Source organism: Nonomuraea sp. NPDC050547 (assembly GCF_044457345.1).
In the GTDB taxonomy this organism is placed as follows: Bacteria; Actinomycetota; Actinomycetes; order Streptosporangiales; family Streptosporangiaceae; genus Nonomuraea.
In genome coordinates this window covers 251,270-268,485 of record NZ_JBITGW010000016.1, presented here as the reverse complement: position 1 = coordinate 268,485, position 17,216 = coordinate 251,270, and the positions used below count along the sequence as shown (strand labels likewise).

The window sequence follows — 17,216 nt, the reverse complement described above, 5'->3', positions numbered from 1 at the left end:
GGTGTCGGGGTTGCTGGGGTTCGGCGGATTCACCGGCGCCGGTACTCCTCCCAGGTGCGGATGGTCACCTTCGGGCCGTCGTCGGGACCACGGCCGGCGAGGCCGTTCAGACCGAGGTAGTAGTCACCGACCTGGTTCTGGGCCTGGCCGGAGAGAGCGGTGTCGCTGATGGCGACGGCGTGGATGTGCCACGGCCAGTCATCCTGCTGGGGATTGCGCACCCACGCGGCGAAACCCACACGGCGCAACCCACGCACGACCGCGGTCCGGGTGGCGGAGTTCATCCCTTCCACCGAAATGTCCACGACGCCACCGCCGTCGTGGGTGCCCGCGGACGTGGGGTCGCCGCCGGGGTTGTACGAACCCTGATCCAGCTTGAGATCGCGCCCGAGCAGCCGCTTCGCCTCGGTCAGCATGGTTCGCGTACGCGTGTTGACGACGAAGCCGCCGGAGGACACCCGGGGGCCGGGGTCGACGATGCGGGTGACCTTGAAGCGGCCGGCGCCGAGGCTGGTGAGCGACGTCCTGCCCGGGAGGCCGTTGGCGTCGAGACCGCTGAGGCCGAGGGACTTCTGATAGCCGGCGTAGGCGGTGACCGTGGTGGTGCCGAAGTACCCGTCGACCCACTTCGCGTCGAGGAGACGCCGGTCGCGCAGCGCCCGCTCGACGAGGAGCACACTGGCCTTGGCGCCCGGGGTCAACGTGTTGTCCGCCCGCCGCGGGTCGATCTGGGCCGCCTTGACGGTGGCTTCCATGTTCAGCGCGGGAAGAGCCCCGGCGTCGGCCGCGTGTGCCGCCGGCATCCCGGGCGCTCCGAGCAGGGGAGCGAGCAGGACGGCCGTTGTCAGGCCGGCGGCGGATGAGGGCAGCTTCATCGATACTCCTGGTCAGCGCTGGGGGCGATTCTCTGTGCGGCGAGAATCAAGCTCCCGGATCGCTGGCCTGTCCGGCAGGAGATCGGTGTTGTCAGCCTGTACGGCGGGCCTGCCCGTACGGGCTGTCTGACAGGTGATCCGCGTCGAAAAAGCCCGCAGGACGGGCAGCAGTTACGGCGTGCCGGTCCAGGGGCGGTCTATCAGCGTCATCCGCGGGCAGGATCGGTGAGCCGTGTCGGGGCTCACCGGATCCACGCTGCCCAAGGGCTACTGCTCTGCGGTCTCCGCCTCCTCCAGCGCGTAACCGCAGGCCTTGACCTCGCCGGTCTCGGGGTCGGAGAAGTCCGGGTCGAACTCGATCAGGCCGAGCGTGGTGCCCTCGACGGAGCGACGGAAGGTTTCCTGCTTGCCGCAGTCGTAAAGCACGTAGGCGCCCTCCTTCTCGCCCAGGAGCAGGAACCTCTCGTCCGGGTTGTCCTTGTGCAGCGGCTTGCCGTCGCCGTCGCCCACGGTGGCCCACTGGTTCTGGAAGCCGACGGTCTGCAGCAGGGCGTTGCCGTTGCCGTTGGCGGCGATGTCGACGGCGCCCTGGACCATCTGGGCGACCAGCATCAGCCCCAGCCCGATGCCGAGCAACGCGCCGGTGAGCACCTTCATGCCGGCCCGGCCGGTGTTGTGCCTGCGCATCAGGCGGAACGGCACCAGGAGTCCGAGGACCGCGACAAGGAGAACGGCCACCAGGAGAGTGCCGCCGGACAGTTCCCACAGCGTGCCGAAATAGGCGTAGTAGGCGACGAGCGAGATGAGGACGCCCGCCGCTGCCGCGATCCACGGCTGCTCGCGGAGCCTGTGCAGCAGCCGGCCGACCGACTTGCGGGTGGCCAGGTTGAGCAGCCAGCCCAGCGCGACGAGCAACCCCACTCCGGGCAGGGCCACCAGGAAGAGCTGGATCAGGGTGCCGATGAGCCGGCCGAAGATCGTCGCCTGGTCCAGGCCGGCCTGCTCGGGGGTGATGCCGAAGACCATGTAGACCTGGGCCAACCCCAGATACAGCATGGCGTACATGCCCACGGCGATCGGCACGGCGACCGACCCGATCTTCTCGAAGACCTCAAGCACGCTGCCCTTGGCCGATTCCTGCTCCGGGAGCGGAGGGACCGGGGGCTGTTCCGGTGGGAGAGACTGATAAGTCATGACAGGAGAGGATGGATGGCGTGCGTCGACACCTGGTTGACGGGAGATAACCGCCCCCGTCCACCGGGGTTACGCCGGTCTGATGTTGTGGTTGACGCGGAACAGGTTGCGCGGGTCGTGCTTCCGCTTGAGCCGTGTCAGCCGCTTGTAATCAGCCGGGGTGTAGGCCGCGCGTACCTGCTCGGGGGCGAGGTCGGCGCCGCTCATGAAGTTGGCCGCCATGCCTCCCGTGAGGTGCGGCTTGAAGCCGTCCATCAGCTGCTGTTGCAGCTTGCGCACCGCCCCGGCCTGGTCCGCCGGCGCCGGGTTCGCGACGAAGAGCAGGGCGGCGGCGTCCCGGTGTCCCACGGCGTTCGGCACAGCGGCCGGACGGGCGAGTGCGCCGCCCAGCTGCCGGAGCTCGATCACCCCGAAGGGCAGCTTGACGTCCGGGCCCGCCAGAGCCAGAAGCCGCTCCACGGCGGCGGCGTCCAGCTTTCCGAGCAGCCCGGTGCGCTCGAAGACCGGCAGGGGCGCCACGGGCGGATCATTGGAGATCGTCCCGATCTTCTCGTACGGCAGTGTGCCCATCGTGTTGAGCTCCGGCCCGGCGGCCAGCATCGGCGCGAGCAGCCGCCTGGCCTCCTGGTCCCGTCCGAGGTGGGCGACGGTCAGGCGTACCGCCACCCGGTCCTGAAGAGGAGGGGGCACGGTGGGTGCCTTGGGCAGGCGCATGAACGCCAGCGTGGTCGTCATCTCCTCGGGCAGCCTGGCCGCCCAGGCGGGGTAGGCGCGCACCACCCGCTGGGCCGCCTCTCCGAAGAAGAAGAGCGCGCCGCCGTACAGGGTCGCCACCTTGACCAGGTCGATCTCCATGCCGGTGACGACCCCGAAGTTGCTCTTGCCACCTCGCACCGCCCAGAACAGGTCCGCGTGCCTGCCCGGCGACAGGCGAAGCGGGCGGCCGTCCGGTGTGACCAGGTCGATGGCCCGCACATGGTCGGCGGCGTAGCCGTACTTGCGGCCGAAGGGGCCGAGACCTCCGCCCAGCGTGTAGCCCACCGCGCCCACGTCGAGTGAGGAACCGTTGATCGTCGCCAGGCCGTGGGCGGCGGCGGCCTCCACGAGCGTCCGCATCCTGGTGCCCGCGGCGACCTTGGCGGTGCGTCTGGCCGGGTTGATCCGCACCGAGCTCAGCCGCCGGGTGTTGATCAGGATCCCGCCATCGGCGGCGGCGCTGATGCCGTGTCCGGTGGCCTGTACGGCGACGGGCAGTCCGAGAACGCCGGCCAAGCGGACGGCGGCGCGGACGTCGCCGGCGTCGGCGGGCACCACGACCGCCCTGGGGGAGTGCCGGACGACGCTGTTGTATCCGGTGTGTTCCGCCGCGAAGCCGGGGTCGCGGGGGAACAGTACGGTGCCCTTCACCGCTGACTTCAGCCTGGTCACGAGGCGGTCGCCGGGATCGTGGGCCGCCGCCGCCGCGCTCCCGATGGCGAGCGCGGCTCCCGCGCCCTTGATGATGGTGCGTCTGCTCAACATGGTTTCCCCTCAGGCCGCGCAGGCGGAGTTCAGCTTCGACACGGTCGCGGTGGCCTGGTCGGTGTAGGTGTCCGCCTCCTCCGGCGTGCTGATCCCCGACAGCTCCTCGTAGAGGGAGACGACCGCGGTCTGGGCGTCCTTGGCCTTCGCGTCGACGTCGAGTGCCTTGATCTTCTGCGCGCTGTCGCTGTAGAGCTGCTTCATCGCCTCAAGGTCCCCGGCCCTCTTCTGGAGCTCGGTCACCGTGCTTCCCATGAGGGACTGCATCTCCTTGCACCCCTTGGTGTCGGCCACGGCGGCGGTCTCGCTACCCGAGCCGCCCGAGCCGTCCGAGCCGTCCGAGCCGCAGGCCGCCGTCCCCAGGGTCAGGAGGGTGAGAGCGGAGACGCTGAGGGCGATCTTGTACCAGGACATGTCTGTTTCCTTCGTGCTGTCGCAATGGGTCACGACAGCCTTCACCGAGGCCATAGACAGCCGATGACCAGCCGATGAATCGCGTCAGGATATGCCGAGCCGGCGGCGGACGGCTCTCCCCTCGGCCATGTCGTAGGGGCCGAGGATCGCGTCGGCCTCCTGCCAGCACTGCAGAGCCCGTTCCGGGTCGCCGAGGTCGGTCCACGCCTGGCCGAGGCGGCTCAGGATCCTACCGGTGAGCAAGGGGTCGTTCATCGACTGGTAGAGCGGCAGCGCCTCCTCGCCGACCTTCACCGCCTCTTCCGGGCGGCCCATGGCGCGGTAGGCGTCCATGAGGCGGTGCGACGCCCACGCCGCCCTGAGCGGGAGCCCGCCTTCGCGGTAGGCCTGAGCGCTCTTGAGCAGGCTGTCGATGGTCTCCTCCATGTCGCCGGAACGGAACGCCGCCGCCGCTGCGCCCAGGTGGTTGACCCCGATCCCCTGGGTGTCGCCGATCTCGTGCGCCAGGCGGAGTCCCCGCGTGACGTGGGCCCTGGCCTCGGTGACGAAGCCGGCGTCGCCCAGCGCCATGGCCAGCAGGCCGTGCGCGCTGGCCGCCAGCCGGGGGCTGTCCTGCGCCTCCGCGACGGCCAGCGCCGCCGACAGCAGGCTGATCGCCTCGTCGACGCCGCGTACCCGGAGCGCGCCCAGCCCCAGCGCGTGCAGCACGGCGCCGAGGATGAGCCGGTCGTCGATCTCGGTGATACCCGTCACCTCGGCCAGCAGCGGCACCTCTTCCGACAGGACGCGGGTTCCCGAACGCCCCGCCTGCTCGACCGCCGCGCTGACGTTGGCCTGCTCCTCGCGCACCCAGGCGCGGGCGGCGGGGGCGTCGGCGAAGGGCAGCTCGGGGCCCTGATGCCCGGCCTGATGGACGAACCCGGGCAGCGAGACCCGGCAGACTCCTCTGATCCCCGCGAGGTAGTGGTCGAGCAGCCGGTCGAGCGCGGCCGCCCGTTCCTTCGCCGGGTCCACCCGCTCGGCGAGCCCTCTGGCGTACAGGCGGACCAGGTCGTGGTAGCGGTAGCGGCCGGGCCCGCGCGACTCCAGCAGGCTCAGGTCGACGAGCGACTCACAGAGGTTCTCGGCTTCGGCCTGACGCACATCCAGTACGGCTGCCGCCGCGGCGACGGACAGGTCGGGCCCGTCCATCAACGCCAGCAGCCGGAACGCCCTGGCATGATCGGAGTCGAGCGGTTCGTACCCGAGCGCGAAGCACGACTCCACCGCATCGCGGCCGATCTTGAGTTCGGCGAGCCTGCGCCGCTCGTCGACGAGCCGCTTCGCGAGCACCTCCACGCTCATCCCCGGCCGCGCGGCCAGCCGAGCCGCCACGATCCGTACGGCCAGCGGCAGCAGCCCGCAGGACTCGACCAGCTTGACCGCTTCCGCGGGCTGGGCGGCGACCCGCTCGGCCCCCGCCACACGAGCCAGCAGCTCCAGCGCCTCTCCCCGGCGGAAGAGGCCGAGCCCCTCCTGGTGGGCTCCCGGCAGGTCGCCCAGCCACGACCTGCTGGTCACCAGCACGGCGCAGGTGGCGGCTCCGGGCATCAGGGGCGCGAGCTGACGGGAGTCCGTGGCGTCGTCCAGCAGGATCAGCACCCGCCGTCCCGACAGCACCGACCGCAGCCGCGCGGTCCGCTCGTGGACTCCCGAGGGGATCTCCCTGGCGCTGAGGCCGAGCGCCCGCAGGAAATCGGCGAGCACGTCTTCCGGCCGCACGGGCGTGGCTCCCGCGCCCCGCAGGCTCGCGAAGAGTTGCCCGTCCGGGAACGCGGCTCGTACGGCATGCGCCACGTGGAGCGCCAGCGTGGTCTTGCCGATCCCGCCCGCGCCCGAGACGGCCACCACGGTCAGAGCGTGGGCCGGGCTGGTGGTGAGCCGCTCCGCGAGCTCGGCGATCAGTTCCTTCCGGCCGGTGAAGTCAGGGATGTCAGCCGGTAGCTGTGCTGGCCGCAGCACCGTGGAGCCCACCCCCAACCTCATCTACACCGAGTCACCGCACAGAACAAATAGCATCATGCGGACTAATATTCCGAAGGCGCGGTATGGAACGATCACACACGTTGTACTTCTCGGTACTGGGTCCCGTGCGGGCCTGGCAGGGCGGCAAGGAGCTCAACCTCGGCTCGCCTCAGCAGCGTGCGGTGCTCGGCGCCCTCCTTCTCCAGGAGGGCAGGGCGATCACCTGTGACGCGCTCATCGCCGCGATCTGGGGACAGAGCCCGCCTCTGCGCGCCCTCAGCACCCTGCGGACCTACGCCTACCGGCTGCGGAAGGTGCTGGAAGCCGGCACGGTCGTCTCCGTCGGCACCGGCTACGCCATGTCCGTTCCCGAGGGCGCGCTGGACGTGTCGGTCTTCGAAGAAAGGTGCGCCGAAGCCGGGAAGGCCCGCGCGGAAGGCGATCTCGCCCGCGCCCGCGCGCTGCTGGTGGCGGCACTCGGGCTGTGGCGGGGCGACGCCATGGACGGCACGGCCGGGCCGTACGCCGAAGCTCAGCGCGACAGGCTCGGCGACCGCCGCCTGAGCGCCCAGCAGGCCAAGCTCGAACTGGACATCGAGCTCGGGCGGGCGACGGAGGCCGTGGCGGACCTGACCGTGCTGTCCGCCGCGCATCCCCTGCGGGAGTCGCTGAGCGGCCTGCTGATGCTGGCTCTGTACCGTTGCGGACGCCAGGCCGAAGCGCTGGAGGTCTTCGACCGCACCAGGCGACTGCTCGCGGAGGAACTCGGCATCGACCCGGGAGGCGAGCTCAAGGAGCTGCATCAACGCATCCTCACGTCGGATCCCGAGCTGCTGCCCGCCCGGATCGACCTCAGATCCGAGGACGAGGCGCTTCCGCGGGTGGCCCAGCTGCCCGCCGACCTGTCCGACTTCACCGGCAGGGACGACGAGGTCGCCCTGCTCACCGAGGTGCTGAAGTCCGGCTCCGGGCAGGCGACCACCGTGGTGAGCCTGTCCGGCAAGGGCGGCGTGGGCAAGACCGCCCTGGCGATCCACGTCGCTCACCTGCTCAGCGACGCGTTCCCCGACGGCCAGCTCTACATCGACCTGTGCGGAACCGGAGGCCGGCCGGTCGAACCCGCCGCGGCGCTGCGCGAGTTCCTGTGCGCGCTCGGCCATCCTGACCTCGACATCCCCGAGGACCCGACACAGCGGGCGGCGCTGTTCCGCAGCCTCATGGTGAACCGCAGGATGCTCGTCATCCTGGACAACGCCGTGGACGACGCGCAGGTCAGACCTCTCCTTCCGGGTACGGGCGGCTGCGCCGTCCTGGTGACGAGCAGGGCCAAGCCCGCGGGGCTGCCGACCACGCGCCGAGTCGATCTCGACGTGCTCCACCCCCGCGACGCCGTGCGGCTGTTCATCCGGATCGTGGGGGAGGAGCGGGCCCTCACCGAGCCTGAGGCGGCGGAGGACGCGGTCGTCCTGTGCGGGTTCCTGCCGCTCGCGGTGCGCATCGCCGCCTCGCGGCTGCTCTCCAGGCCGCGGTGGACGATCTCCTCGCTGGTCGGGAGGCTGGCCGACGAGCGAAACCGCCTGTCCGAGCTGCGGCTCGGCGCCATGACCGTCGAGGCGACCTTCCACCTCGGCTACGAACGGCTCGGCGCGGCGCAGGCGCGCGCCTTCCGACTGCTGACGAACCTCACGACTCCCTCTTTCTCGCTGCCTGTCGCGGCGGCCGTCCTCGGTCTTGACGTGCTCGACGCGGAGGAGATCGTCGAGAGCCTCGTCGACGTCGGCATGCTCGACTCGCCCGGCCCGAGCCGCTACCGCTTCCACGAGCTGCTGTGGTTGTACGGGCGCAACCTCGAGCAGCCTGCCGATCCCCGATTGACGGCACATTGACGGAGCCGCCGGTCATCGGCACACCGTCCGTCCATCAATCATCAAGATCGTGTCTGCAGGATCCAAGGGTTAACTTCGACCTGGAGACTCTTGATGAAGTGGAATCAGTTCACGATCGGCGCCGGCGCGTTGCTCCTCGCCACCATGCTGTCCGCCTGCGGCAGCGCGGACGAGCCGGTGGCGGCCAAAGGGAACGCCCCCAAGACGGCCGCCCCCGCACAGGAATCCTCGGGGAAATTCATCGCCGAGTACGGCAAGGCGGACACCGAAGTCGCCATCGAGGGACTGGAGCTGCTGAAGCCGGGCAAGGTGCTCGAAGGCTTCGCCACCACCCTCAACGGGATGCTCAAACTGCCGCACGACGTCACCCTGGCCGGTGAGCAGTGCGATCAGGTGAACGCCTACTACAGCCCGGACGAGAAGAAGATCACGATGTGCTACGAGCTCGTGGCCGACGGCTTCACCCGGTACCGCGACAAGGCCGAGACCGAGGAGGAGAACGACGAGCACGGCCAGGCCAACCTCATCGACACGCTCTACCACGAGCTCGGCCACGCCGTGATCGACATCTACGACCTCCCCGCCCTCGGCAAGGAGGATGACGCGGCCGACCAGTTGTCCGCGTTCATCATGGCCCAGGGCGACGGCGACGACTCCGCGAGCGTCCAGACGATCAACTACTACTTCGCGTCGGCCGGCGACCAGGACCGGGCCGCGCTGCCGTTCTATGACGAGCACTCGATGGACGAGCAGCGGGCGTACAACTACATGTGCTGGATCTACGGCTCCGACCCCAAGGGCTACGCCGACTGGGTCGGCGAGGACGGGTTGCCGGAGGAGAGGGCCGCGAGGTGCCCGACCGAGTACGAGAAGCTCTCCAACTCCTGGTCGAAGCTACTGGAGCCCCACATCAAGGAGTGAGGGCGAACTGCGGGACACCGGCCCGCACGCCTTCGATGACGGCCTGCCGTACGACGGGCTGGTTGAAGCGCAGCGGGGACCCGTCGGTCAGGATTCCCATGCCGGCCAGCGCCGACAGGGCGGCGGCCGCCTGGCTGTCGGGCAGACCGGCCAGGTCGGCCACAGCATGGAACTCGGCCGCGTGGTCGAGCGTCGCGACCGCCCTGGCCAGCGCGGTCGCCCCTGGACCCGCGTGGCGCAGCTGGCCGGCCACCCACCGTTCGATGGAGGTGGACCTCTTGCCCGCGCCCCGCGCCTTCATGTGCTCGGTGAGCAGCAGCGTGTTGCCGCCCGTCTCACGCAGGCACGAGGCGATGAACGCGGGCTCCGGTTCCGCGCCGAGCAGCTCGGTGGCGAGGGCCGTCGCCGCCTCGCCGGGCAGGCCGCCCAGGCGGACGAGGCCGAAGATCGAGCACAACGATTCGAGCAGCTGATCGTCGCCGGCGGGGACGCCGGTCGCCCTGGTCGCGGTGACCAGGAGGGGGACGTGCTCGACGCGCCTGGCCAGGTAGGCCAGCCAGCGCAACGAGCCGAGGTCGCACCACTGCAGGTCATCGATGGCGATCAGCAGCGGCACACGCTCCGCGAGCCGTACGGCGAGCCGGTAGAGCGCGTGCAGAGCGTCGGGGCCGCCCGAGGACGGCCGGTTGTGCCAGACGATGTCGGCCGCGGGCTCGACCGTCCCGCTGAGCAGTCGCCGCCGCTCCTGCGCCGGCAGGCAGTACAGGATCGGCTCGAAGATCTGCCGGGCCACGCCGTACTCGTACTCGCTCTCAAGCGGGTGCGCCTGCGCCCACGCCGTCTGGAATCCGCGCATGTCGGCCAGCGCCTCCACCCCCCGCAGCAGCTGGGTCTTGCCGGCGCCGGGGACGCCGTCGAAGAGCAGGCTGCCGCCGGTGCCGGACTCGGCGGCCGCCATGGCCGATCCGGCGGCCGCGAGCTGGTCGTCGCGGCCCAGGCAGCGCAGGCGGACGACCGGCTTCCTGATCGCCACCGGCGCCGGCGGCAGGTCGAGCTCGGAGGTCTGCGCGAGGATGTCCGCCTCAAGTTTGCGCAGCTCGGGACCTGGATCGACACCCAGCTCCCCGGCCAGATAGCGGCGCGCCTCGCTCAGCGCGGCAAGGGCGTCGCCCTGCCTGGACGAGCGGTACAGGCCCAGAGCGAGCAGCCGCCAGCCCTCCTCGCGGGTCGGCTGGGCGCGCGCGTGCGCCTCCAGTTCGGGTACGGCCTCGGCGTGCCGTCCCAGGGCGAGCAGGGTGTCGAGCCGGTGTTCCGTCGCCCCGAGACGGAGTTCCTGCAGCCTGCTCACCTCGCCCCGCGCCCACAGGGTGTGCGCGAACTCGGCGTAGGCCGGACCGCGCCACAGGCCGAACGCCTCGTCGATCAGGCCGAGGGCGGTACGCGGATCGGCCGCCACCCTCGCCTGCCGCAGCAGCCGCTCGAACACGGCCGAGTCGAGTGCCGCCTCGTCCACGCGCAGCACGTAGCCACGCGGCTCGGTGATCAGCACGGACGGCCGGCCAGGTTCCCGGGCGGGCGGTTCGACCACGCGACGCAGCCGGCAGATGAACGTCCGCAGGGAGGACAGCGCCTGCGGTGGCGGGCAGCCCTCCCAAAGATCGTCTATGAGCTGGTCGACGGGAATGACCCTCCCGGGCGACAGCAGGAGCCGGGCGAGAACCGCCCGGTTGCGTGGTGTCCCCACATCCAGGCGATCATCCCCCCGCCACGCCTCAACAGTTCCGAGCACGCCGAAACGCATCGGCCTCATCGTTGACCCCCCACGGTTCTGATCTGGACGGAGGCCATGGTGGGGGAGACCGGTAGACGTTTCATAGACGAAGAGTCGACGATGCCCCGGACCCGGTGGTCGTCAGGCCGGCGGGCCTGCCGGGCGAGCGCTCGGGGAACTTCTCGATGAATCCGTTGCGCTCCAGCCGGCGGAGGGTGTGTCAGCGGCGGTGTCAGGGCGGCGACGGCCCGGTATCAGAGCGGTCGGCGATCGTTCAGCTCATGAACGGGCCGGGATCCACCGGCCCTCCCGGATTCGAAGGAGCACACCATCATGTCCGTCACTTTCTCCGACCAGGACAAGCTCACCCTCCGTCTCGCCGCGTGGGGCGCCGTCTCGCTGATGTCGGCCGCGGGCGCCGCGGGCTCGGCCCACAAGGTCGGCACCCACGGCTCCCTCGCCCTGATCTCGGCGACCGGCCCGGTCGGGCACGTGCTGGCCAAGGCGCCGAAGGGCGTGAAGTACGGCAAGACCGTCGCCGAACTCGCCGACCAGGTGCTCCCCGCCCTGACGGCGGCCATGAACCTGCTCAAGGAGCAGGCTCCGGCAGAGGCCGAGAACTTCCGCACCACCGTTCTCGTCGCCATCGAGGCGGGCGCCCAGAGCGGGAAGGGCGAGCCCAGCCCCACCCTGGCCGACATGGCTCGCAAGATCACCGAAGCTCTGGACGCCGCTTGATCGCCCTGTGGTGCGGCAGGCGCACCGCCGCCGAGCCGGCCCGCAGATCGAAATAAGAACGATCGGTCATGACCCTTTGATGGGTCGTGCTGCCTTGAGCTGGTCGATGGCCTTGGTCGTCTGATGGTCGGCCGGGAGGAAGACGACCATCTGCTGGGACTCCGCGGGCAGTTCGAGTGTCTCGCGGTGCAGGCGAAGGCGGTGTCCGGCCGGGTGGTCGAGGCGGAGAACTCCGCGTCGCGGAATCAGATGACGGTTGAGGCGGCGGGTGAAATCCGGGCCGGCGATGGGGGTGAGTTCCGCGGTGAGCCATTCGAGATTTTCGAGGGACGGCGCCTGCCACAGGTCGAAGGTCTGTTCGTTGGCGATGTCGTCCCAGTCGGCGAAGAACGTCCGGGCGCGCGGGTCGGTGAACAGGTAGCGGATGAGGTTCGGGCGGGCGGTGTCGAGCAGTCCGGTCCCCGTGACGACCGACTGGTAGCCGGTGGTGTGGGCGAGGATGTCGCCCAGGCGGTTGGTGACGATGGCGACACCGGGTTCGAGGAGGCGGAGTGTCCGCAGGACGGACGGGCGTACGTCTCTGGGCGGTGGCACGGGGCGGATGTCGACGGAACACTCGTCGCCGGTGATCTTCGCGAGGTAGCGCAGGCGGTTGTGCTCGGGGAGGTCGAGGCGGAGCGCGCCGGCGAGGGCGTTGATGACGGACGGAGACGGGTTGCGGTCGCGGCCCTGCTCGATGCGGGTCAGGTATTCGACGCTGATGCCGGCCCACGTGGCGAGGTCGAGGCGGCGCAGACCCGGTGAACGGCGGCGGCCGCGCTCCGGCAGGCCAAGGGATTCGGGCTGGATGCTGTCGCGTTTGGCCCGGATGAAGTTCCCCAATGGCGTCCCCACGTCGACAGGTTACCGGGCGGTCCTGGCCTGATCTCAGGGTGGCCCTTCGGGGGCCAGCCTGGGCACGGGCTGGTTGCCTGGCCTGGTGTGGCCTGATCGTGGTCCGCATGGAGAAGAGGTTGCTGGTGTGGGGGCTGCTGGTCGTGGCGGCCAACCTGCGGGCGAGTTTGACGGGTGTCGGGCCGTTGCTGGATCGCGTACAGGCTGATCTGGGGTTGGCCCCGGCCGTGGCGGGGTTGCTGAACACGCTGCCGCTGCTGGCGTTCGTGGTGCTGTCCCCGATGGTGCCCCGGCTGGCCGCGCGGTGGGGAGCCGAGCGGCTGCTCGGCCGCGCGCTCGTGGTGCTGACGCTGGGGATCGCGCTGCGGTGGGTGCCGGCGGCGGCCGGTCTGTTCGGGGGGACGGTGCTGATCGGGGCGGGGATCGCCGTGGGCAACGTGCTGTTGCCGAGCCTGATAAAGCGTGATTTTCCGGCCAAAGTGGGGTTGCTGACCAGTGCCTATGCCACCGTGATGGGCGGTGTGGCCGCGGTGGCGTCGGGGGTGGCGGTGCCGATCAGTGAGGTCGCGCCCGGCGGCTGGTACACCGCGTTGGGCTGCTGGGTCGTGTTCGCGCTCGTGGCCGTCCTGCTGTGGGCTCCTCAGGTGCGGGCGCCGCGGCTCGGCGCGCAGCCGCTGCGCGCGCACCGGCTGCCGTGGGGGTCCGGGCTGGCGTGGGCGGTCACGGCGTTCATGGGACTGCAGTCGCTGGGTTTCTACGTGGTCGTGACCTGGTTGCCCCAGGTGTTTCAGGACAGTGGGCTCAACGCGGCAGCGGCGGGATGGCTGCTGTTCGTGTTCCAGGCGGTCGCGGTGGTGACCAGCCTGGCGGTGCCCGCCGCGCTGCGGTGGGCACGTGACCAGCGCGCGCTGGCGGCGATCTGCTCGGCGGTCATGCTCGGCGGCTATCTGGGGCTTTTCGTGGCGCCGGGATGGGCGTTGCTGTGGAGCGTCGTCCTGGGGCTGGGCGGGGGAGCCTGCCTCGTGCTCGCGCTGGCGTTCATGAGCATGCGCGCCCAGGACGCCGCCGAGGCCGGCGCGCTGTCGGCGATGGCGCAGTCGATCGGGTACCTGCTGGCCGCCGTGGGGCCGGTGGCGTTCGGGCTGTTGCGCACCGTCGGTTCCGGCTGGCGGGTACCGATCCTGTTGATGTGCGTGGCCGCGGCCATCCAGACGGTCGTGGCACTGGTGGCCGGCCGCGGCACGGTGCGCGTGCCCACCGCGACGCCCTCTTCCTCGAACGGCGGGAAGACCGGCCCGGTGGAGATCCAGGACGCTCCGGTCAGCCCCCCACCAGCGCGATGAGCCTGATGAACGACACCACCGGATCGACGCGCAGGTCGATCGTCTCGTCCAGATCCTCGATCTGCCGGTCGCCGACCAGGAGCAGGAACCCGTTGCGCCGGAAGGCCCGCTCGGCGAGGTCGGCCTGCCGCTCCCAGCCGAGGCGCGTGGTGCCGGCGGGACGGACCAGGCCGTCGAACCGGGCGGACGGGGCCGCGTCGTGGCGGGCCACTTCCTCACGCACGCGCAGCCGTACGAGCTCGCGGGCGGTGACGATCTCCGGCAGATCGGGCAGTGCGAACTCGGCTGACGCCTTGCCGGTCGCGGTCTCATCGCGAAAGGTGACGGTGGGCATGCGTCAGAGGTATCACCGCTCACCGACAGGATCGGTGAGCCGTCCAAAGAGCGAGGGCGGCATATCCACAGATCACCGCCAGCCCCGCCCAGGGCGGAAGCGGGTAGTACCCGCCGAGCAGCGACCGGTCCACATCTATGTGCGCGAACACGGGGACGCTCTGCGTGATCGCGAACCCGGCGGCCGGAGTGATCATCAGCAGCCATGGCACCAGCCCCGCGCTCGCCAGCAGATAGGGCACCACCACCAGCCCGACGGCCAGCCCGATGGCGACGATGCCCCGCTTGACCAGCGCCGCGAGGCCGAGGGCCAGCACCGCGACGGCCGCGGTCAGCGCCGCGTAGCCCACGATCACCTGAAGCGTGGTGGCCAGGGTGATCGGCTGAACCGGGTTCTGGTGGGCCCGCATCAGCGCCAGCCCGCCCGGCACCACGGCACCCGAGGTCACCAGCCCGGTCACGAACGCCACCGCGCCCACCACCACGGCCTTGGCACGCGGATCGCCCCGCCCGCGCCGGTGATCCGCGGTGAAGAACGTGACCGCCACCACGATCACCACGACCAGCCCGGCGACCCCGCCCAGCAGGGTGAGATCGGCGCGCAGGCCGCCGGTCATGATGACGGGCCCGATGTCACCACCCCCGCTCACGATGACCTTGCCGCCCGACTCGACGGCCTGCCCCGGGTGGTGCGGGCTGCCGTCGGGCTTCAAGGCGAGGCCGACGTCGTCGTGGCGCCACGAACCGTTCGCCCCCCGCAGGGCGATCTGGTCGAAGGTGGCGGTGGCCTGCGCGAAGCGGCCGGTCATGTCCGTCAACGCGCTGGGTGAGGCGGCGAACAGCCCGATCTCGACCGTCCGCGGCAGCCCTGCCAGCGTGACCGTGCTGACCTCGGTCCACGTCCTGCCGTCGCCGGACTCGTGGCCCGTGACGGTGTCGCCCGACCTGGTCAGCCGCAGCCACCGCGGTCCATCGACGGGAGCGCCGGCCACGTCGTGGGTGAAGTTGTGCTGCATCCGCACGCCGTGCTTCCCGGTGATCATGACCGCGGCGTACGGCGTGCCCTGCTTGAGGGTCGGCCGGAGGAGAAGTCCGGCTTTCGCCCACGGCACCACCGCCCCTTCCTTGACGTTGCGCACCCCGGGTACGGCGTCCGGCAGCCGGATCTGGCCGGTCATGTCCGATACGCGGGCGGTGATGCTGCCGTCCCCCTGGAGCGGCTGGTGTACGAAGTAGTACTTGTCGGCCACCGCCGTACCGTCTGGTCCCAGCAAAGGCGGGGGGCAGTGGCCCTCGCCCTGCGCGGTCACGCAGGTGGTGCCGGCGCTCCCGGTGACCAGCAATCCGAGCGACACGGTGACCAGCGTGGAGGCCACCATGCCGAGCATCCAGCCGCGTCCGGTCCTGAACCTGGCCCACTCCGCGCTCAGCGTCGTTCTGTCCATGGCGCCGTTTGTACGCCGCGGGGGATGACACCGGCCCAACGCCGCCTGTTATGCCGCTGTCATGTGGGATGCGGCATTCTGGGCAGGGTGAAGAGCCTGCGGAGACGGCCCGCCATCCGCATGCGCATGGCCCTGTCGTACTGGGGACTGTTCGTCGCCTCCGGCGCCGTCCTGCTGATCCTGACGGTCGGCCTGTGGCAGGGCGAGACGACGACCACCGTCCAGGTCCCGGGCGCGCCGGCCGCCACCACCCACAGCTCCGACCTCGGCAAGCTGCTCACCGTGGCCGGCGTCGCCCTGGCCATCATGGCGGTGGTCTCGCTGCTGTTCGGCTGGCTGGTGGCGGGACGTTTCCTGGCGCCCGTCCGCGCCATCACCACCACCGCGCGCCGGATCTCCGCCACCAACCTGCACGAACGCCTCAACCTCCAGGGTCCCGACGACGACCTGAAGGAACTGGCCGACACGATCGACGAGCTGCTGGCCAGGCTGGAGCGGTCGTTCGAGTCCGAGCGCCGCTTCGCCGCCAGCGCCTCGCACGAACTGCGCACCCCGATGACCACCATGCGGGTATGGCTGGACGTGGCCATGGCCAAACCCGGCCCGCTGCCCCCGCAACTCGTCAGCCTCGGCGACCGGATCCGCAACGAACTCGACCACGTCGACGCGCTCCTGGAGAGCCTCCTCATCCTCGCCCGCACCCAGCAAGGCCCCTCCGACGACCGGTCCCGCGTCGCCCTGAGCACCACCACGGCGGCCGCCCTCCGGCGGCACGCCGACACCATCGCCGCCCTGCCGCTCCACGTCGACCACCGCCCCTGCCCGCGGGCCTGGGTCACCGGCAGCGAAACCCTGCTCACCCGCATGATCGGGAACGTCGTCGACAACGCGGTCCGGCACAACCGGCCGGGCGGATGGATCCGCGTCAGCGCCGAGACCGGCCCTCAGCAGGCCCGCCTCATCGTCGAGAACAGCGGAACCGTCCTCACCCCGGAAGACCTCGGCCGGCTCACCCAGCCCTTCCGCCGCCCCGACGCCGAGCGGACCGGCACCGGACTCGGACTGTCCATCGTCAAGGCGATCGCCGAGGCCCACAACGGCGGTCTCAGCCTGTACGCCCGCGCCGCCGGCGGCCTCCGCCTGGTCATCACCCTGCCCCTGGCCGAGGACCACGCATGAGAATCCTGGTCGTCGAAGACTCGAGGGCGCTGGCCGACGGCATCGCCGAAGGGCTCCGTGACCAGGGCATGGCCGTGGACATCGCCTACGACGGGCGGGAGGCGGCCGCCAAGCTCGACCTCAACCCGTACCAGGTCGTCGTCCTCGACCGCGACCTGCCCGGCCTGCACGGCGACACGCTGTGCCGGATGATCGCCGACGGCGGCCACCCCGCCATGGTGCTCATGCTGACCGCGGCCGGCACCCCCGGCGACCGGGTCACCGGCCTCGGCCTCGGTGCCGACGACTACCTGCCCAAGCCGTTCCACTTCCCCGAACTCGTGCTCAGGATCCGCGCCCTGGCCCGCCGCCAGCCCGCCCCCCGCTCCCGGACGTACCGGGCGGCGGGCATCGAGCTCGACACCCTGCGCCACACCGCCACCCGCGACGGCCGCCCGCTCAACCTGTCGGCCAGGGAGTTCGCGGTGCTGGAGGCGCTCATGCGCGCGCACCCGGCGGTCCTTTCCGCCGAGGACCTCCTCGAACAGGCTTGGGACGAGCACGCCGATCCCTTCTCCAACGTCGTCCCGGTCACGGTCGGCAGGCTCCGCCGCAAACTCGGCGAACCCCCGGTCGTCGGCACCATCCCCCACGTCGGCTACCGCATCACGGACACCACCGGCTAGCCGATTTCGGGGTTTCTGTCGGCTTCGTGATGA

Annotated in this window: 15 protein-coding genes; 6 read left to right on the top strand and 9 right to left on the bottom strand. The window is 70.8% G+C overall.

Annotated elements, in window-relative coordinates; genetic code table 11:
* Positions 1–29: 29 nt before the first annotated feature.
* From ACIBHY_RS36015 to ACIBHY_RS35995, 5 genes are all read right to left on the bottom strand, one after another.
* On the bottom strand, positions 30–875 hold the full coding sequence (locus tag ACIBHY_RS36015; RefSeq protein ID WP_397309017.1) for a peptidoglycan-binding protein: 846 nt from the start codon (positions 873–875) through the stop codon (positions 30–32).
* Positions 876–1,142: 267 nt separating this feature from the next.
* Positions 1,143–2,069 (bottom strand): hypothetical protein, encoded by a 927-nt coding sequence (locus ACIBHY_RS36010; RefSeq protein ID WP_397254730.1) that lies wholly within the window; start codon positions 2,067–2,069, stop codon positions 1,143–1,145.
* A gap of 69 nt (positions 2,070–2,138) precedes the next feature.
* Positions 2,139–3,590, bottom strand: coding sequence for an FAD-binding oxidoreductase (locus tag ACIBHY_RS36005; RefSeq protein WP_397309016.1), 1,452 nt, complete (start codon positions 3,588–3,590; stop codon positions 2,139–2,141).
* A gap of 9 nt (positions 3,591–3,599) precedes the next feature.
* Positions 3,600–4,004, bottom strand: coding sequence for a hypothetical protein (locus ACIBHY_RS36000; protein WP_397309015.1), 405 nt, complete (start codon positions 4,002–4,004; stop codon positions 3,600–3,602).
* An 84-nt stretch (positions 4,005–4,088) separates the two neighbouring features.
* Positions 4,089–6,029, bottom strand: coding sequence for an NB-ARC domain-containing protein (locus tag ACIBHY_RS35995; RefSeq protein WP_397309014.1), 1,941 nt, complete (start codon positions 6,027–6,029; stop codon positions 4,089–4,091).
* Positions 6,030–6,091: 62 nt separating this feature from the next.
* On the opposite strand from ACIBHY_RS35995, the gene ACIBHY_RS35990 reads away from it, so the two are divergent.
* Positions 6,092–7,894, top strand: a complete 1,803-nt coding sequence (locus tag ACIBHY_RS35990; RefSeq protein WP_397254722.1) for a BTAD domain-containing putative transcriptional regulator — start codon at positions 6,092–6,094, stop codon at positions 7,892–7,894.
* 93 nt (positions 7,895–7,987) lie between these two features.
* Positions 7,988–8,815 carry a DUF4344 domain-containing metallopeptidase gene (locus ACIBHY_RS35985; RefSeq protein WP_397254720.1) on the top strand — a complete coding sequence of 276 codons (828 nt, stop codon included), beginning with the start codon at positions 7,988–7,990 and terminating at the stop codon, positions 8,813–8,815.
* Here ACIBHY_RS35985 and ACIBHY_RS35980 read toward each other — a convergent pair.
* Positions 8,805–10,625: a BTAD domain-containing putative transcriptional regulator gene (locus ACIBHY_RS35980; RefSeq protein WP_397309013.1), complete on the bottom strand. Its 1,821-nt coding sequence runs from the start codon at positions 10,623–10,625 to the stop codon at positions 8,805–8,807. The two genes, ACIBHY_RS35985 and ACIBHY_RS35980, sit on opposite strands and share 11 nt — an antisense overlap.
* A gap of 294 nt (positions 10,626–10,919) precedes the next feature.
* Here ACIBHY_RS35980 and ACIBHY_RS35975 point away from each other — a divergent pair, with 294 nt between their 5' ends.
* The gene (locus tag ACIBHY_RS35975; RefSeq protein WP_397254717.1) at positions 10,920–11,324 is read left to right on the top strand and encodes a hypothetical protein; all 405 of its coding nucleotides are present in this window, start codon (positions 10,920–10,922) and stop codon (positions 11,322–11,324) included.
* Between the two features lie 66 nt (positions 11,325–11,390).
* Here ACIBHY_RS35975 and ACIBHY_RS35970 read toward each other — a convergent pair whose 3' ends face one another.
* A complete protein-coding gene (locus ACIBHY_RS35970; RefSeq protein WP_397309012.1) occupies positions 11,391–12,218 on the bottom strand; it encodes a helix-turn-helix domain-containing protein in 828 nt (275 codons plus the stop codon).
* A 107-nt stretch (positions 12,219–12,325) separates the two neighbouring features.
* On the opposite strand from ACIBHY_RS35970, the gene ACIBHY_RS35965 reads away from it, so the two are divergent.
* On the top strand, positions 12,326–13,561 hold the full coding sequence (locus tag ACIBHY_RS35965) for an MFS transporter (RefSeq protein WP_397309011.1): 1,236 nt from the start codon (positions 12,326–12,328) through the stop codon (positions 13,559–13,561).
* Here the strand turns inward: ACIBHY_RS35965 and ACIBHY_RS35960 are convergent.
* On the bottom strand, positions 13,539–13,895 hold the full coding sequence (locus ACIBHY_RS35960) for a hypothetical protein (RefSeq protein ID WP_397254711.1): 357 nt from the start codon (positions 13,893–13,895) through the stop codon (positions 13,539–13,541). The two genes, ACIBHY_RS35965 and ACIBHY_RS35960, sit on opposite strands and share 23 nt — an antisense overlap.
* Before the next feature lie 19 nt (positions 13,896–13,914).
* The gene (locus ACIBHY_RS35955; protein ID WP_397254709.1) at positions 13,915–15,339 is read right to left on the bottom strand and encodes a hypothetical protein; all 1,425 of its coding nucleotides are present in this window, start codon (positions 15,337–15,339) and stop codon (positions 13,915–13,917) included.
* Positions 15,340–15,426: 87 nt separating this feature from the next.
* Between ACIBHY_RS35955 and ACIBHY_RS35950 the strand changes: the two genes are divergently transcribed.
* Complete coding sequence (locus tag ACIBHY_RS35950) at positions 15,427–16,518, top strand: ATP-binding protein (protein ID WP_397309010.1); 1,092 nt, start codon at positions 15,427–15,429, stop codon at positions 16,516–16,518.
* Complete coding sequence (locus ACIBHY_RS35945; RefSeq protein ID WP_397309009.1) at positions 16,515–17,183, top strand: response regulator transcription factor; 669 nt, start codon at positions 16,515–16,517, stop codon at positions 17,181–17,183. The genes ACIBHY_RS35950 and ACIBHY_RS35945 overlap by 4 nt, the downstream gene beginning before the upstream one ends.
* The last annotated feature ends 33 nt before the right edge of the window (positions 17,184–17,216 follow it).

Coding starts and splice junctions, on each gene's coding strand:
- ACIBHY_RS35945 (WP_397309009.1), top strand. CDS start 16,515: ATGAGAATCCTGGTCGTCGAAGACTCGAGGGCGCTGGCCGACGGCATC.
- ACIBHY_RS36015 (WP_397309017.1), bottom strand. CDS start 875: ATGAAGCTGCCCTCATCCGCCGCCGGCCTGACAACGGCCGTCCTGCTC.
- ACIBHY_RS35975 (WP_397254717.1), top strand. CDS start 10,920: ATGTCCGTCACTTTCTCCGACCAGGACAAGCTCACCCTCCGTCTCGCC.
- ACIBHY_RS35995 (WP_397309014.1), bottom strand. CDS start 6,029: ATGAGGTTGGGGGTGGGCTCCACGGTGCTGCGGCCAGCACAGCTACCG.
- ACIBHY_RS36005 (WP_397309016.1), bottom strand. CDS start 3,590: ATGTTGAGCAGACGCACCATCATCAAGGGCGCGGGAGCCGCGCTCGCC.
- ACIBHY_RS35960 (WP_397254711.1), bottom strand. CDS start 13,895: ATGCCCACCGTCACCTTTCGCGATGAGACCGCGACCGGCAAGGCGTCA.
- ACIBHY_RS35985 (WP_397254720.1), top strand. CDS start 7,988: ATGAAGTGGAATCAGTTCACGATCGGCGCCGGCGCGTTGCTCCTCGCC.
- ACIBHY_RS35980 (WP_397309013.1), bottom strand. CDS start 10,625: ATGAGGCCGATGCGTTTCGGCGTGCTCGGAACTGTTGAGGCGTGGCGG.
- ACIBHY_RS35990 (WP_397254722.1), top strand. CDS start 6,092: ATGGAACGATCACACACGTTGTACTTCTCGGTACTGGGTCCCGTGCGG.
- ACIBHY_RS36000 (WP_397309015.1), bottom strand. CDS start 4,004: ATGTCCTGGTACAAGATCGCCCTCAGCGTCTCCGCTCTCACCCTCCTG.
- ACIBHY_RS35955 (WP_397254709.1), bottom strand. CDS start 15,339: ATGGACAGAACGACGCTGAGCGCGGAGTGGGCCAGGTTCAGGACCGGA.
- ACIBHY_RS35965 (WP_397309011.1), top strand. CDS start 12,326: ATGGAGAAGAGGTTGCTGGTGTGGGGGCTGCTGGTCGTGGCGGCCAAC.
- ACIBHY_RS36010 (WP_397254730.1), bottom strand. CDS start 2,069: ATGACTTATCAGTCTCTCCCACCGGAACAGCCCCCGGTCCCTCCGCTC.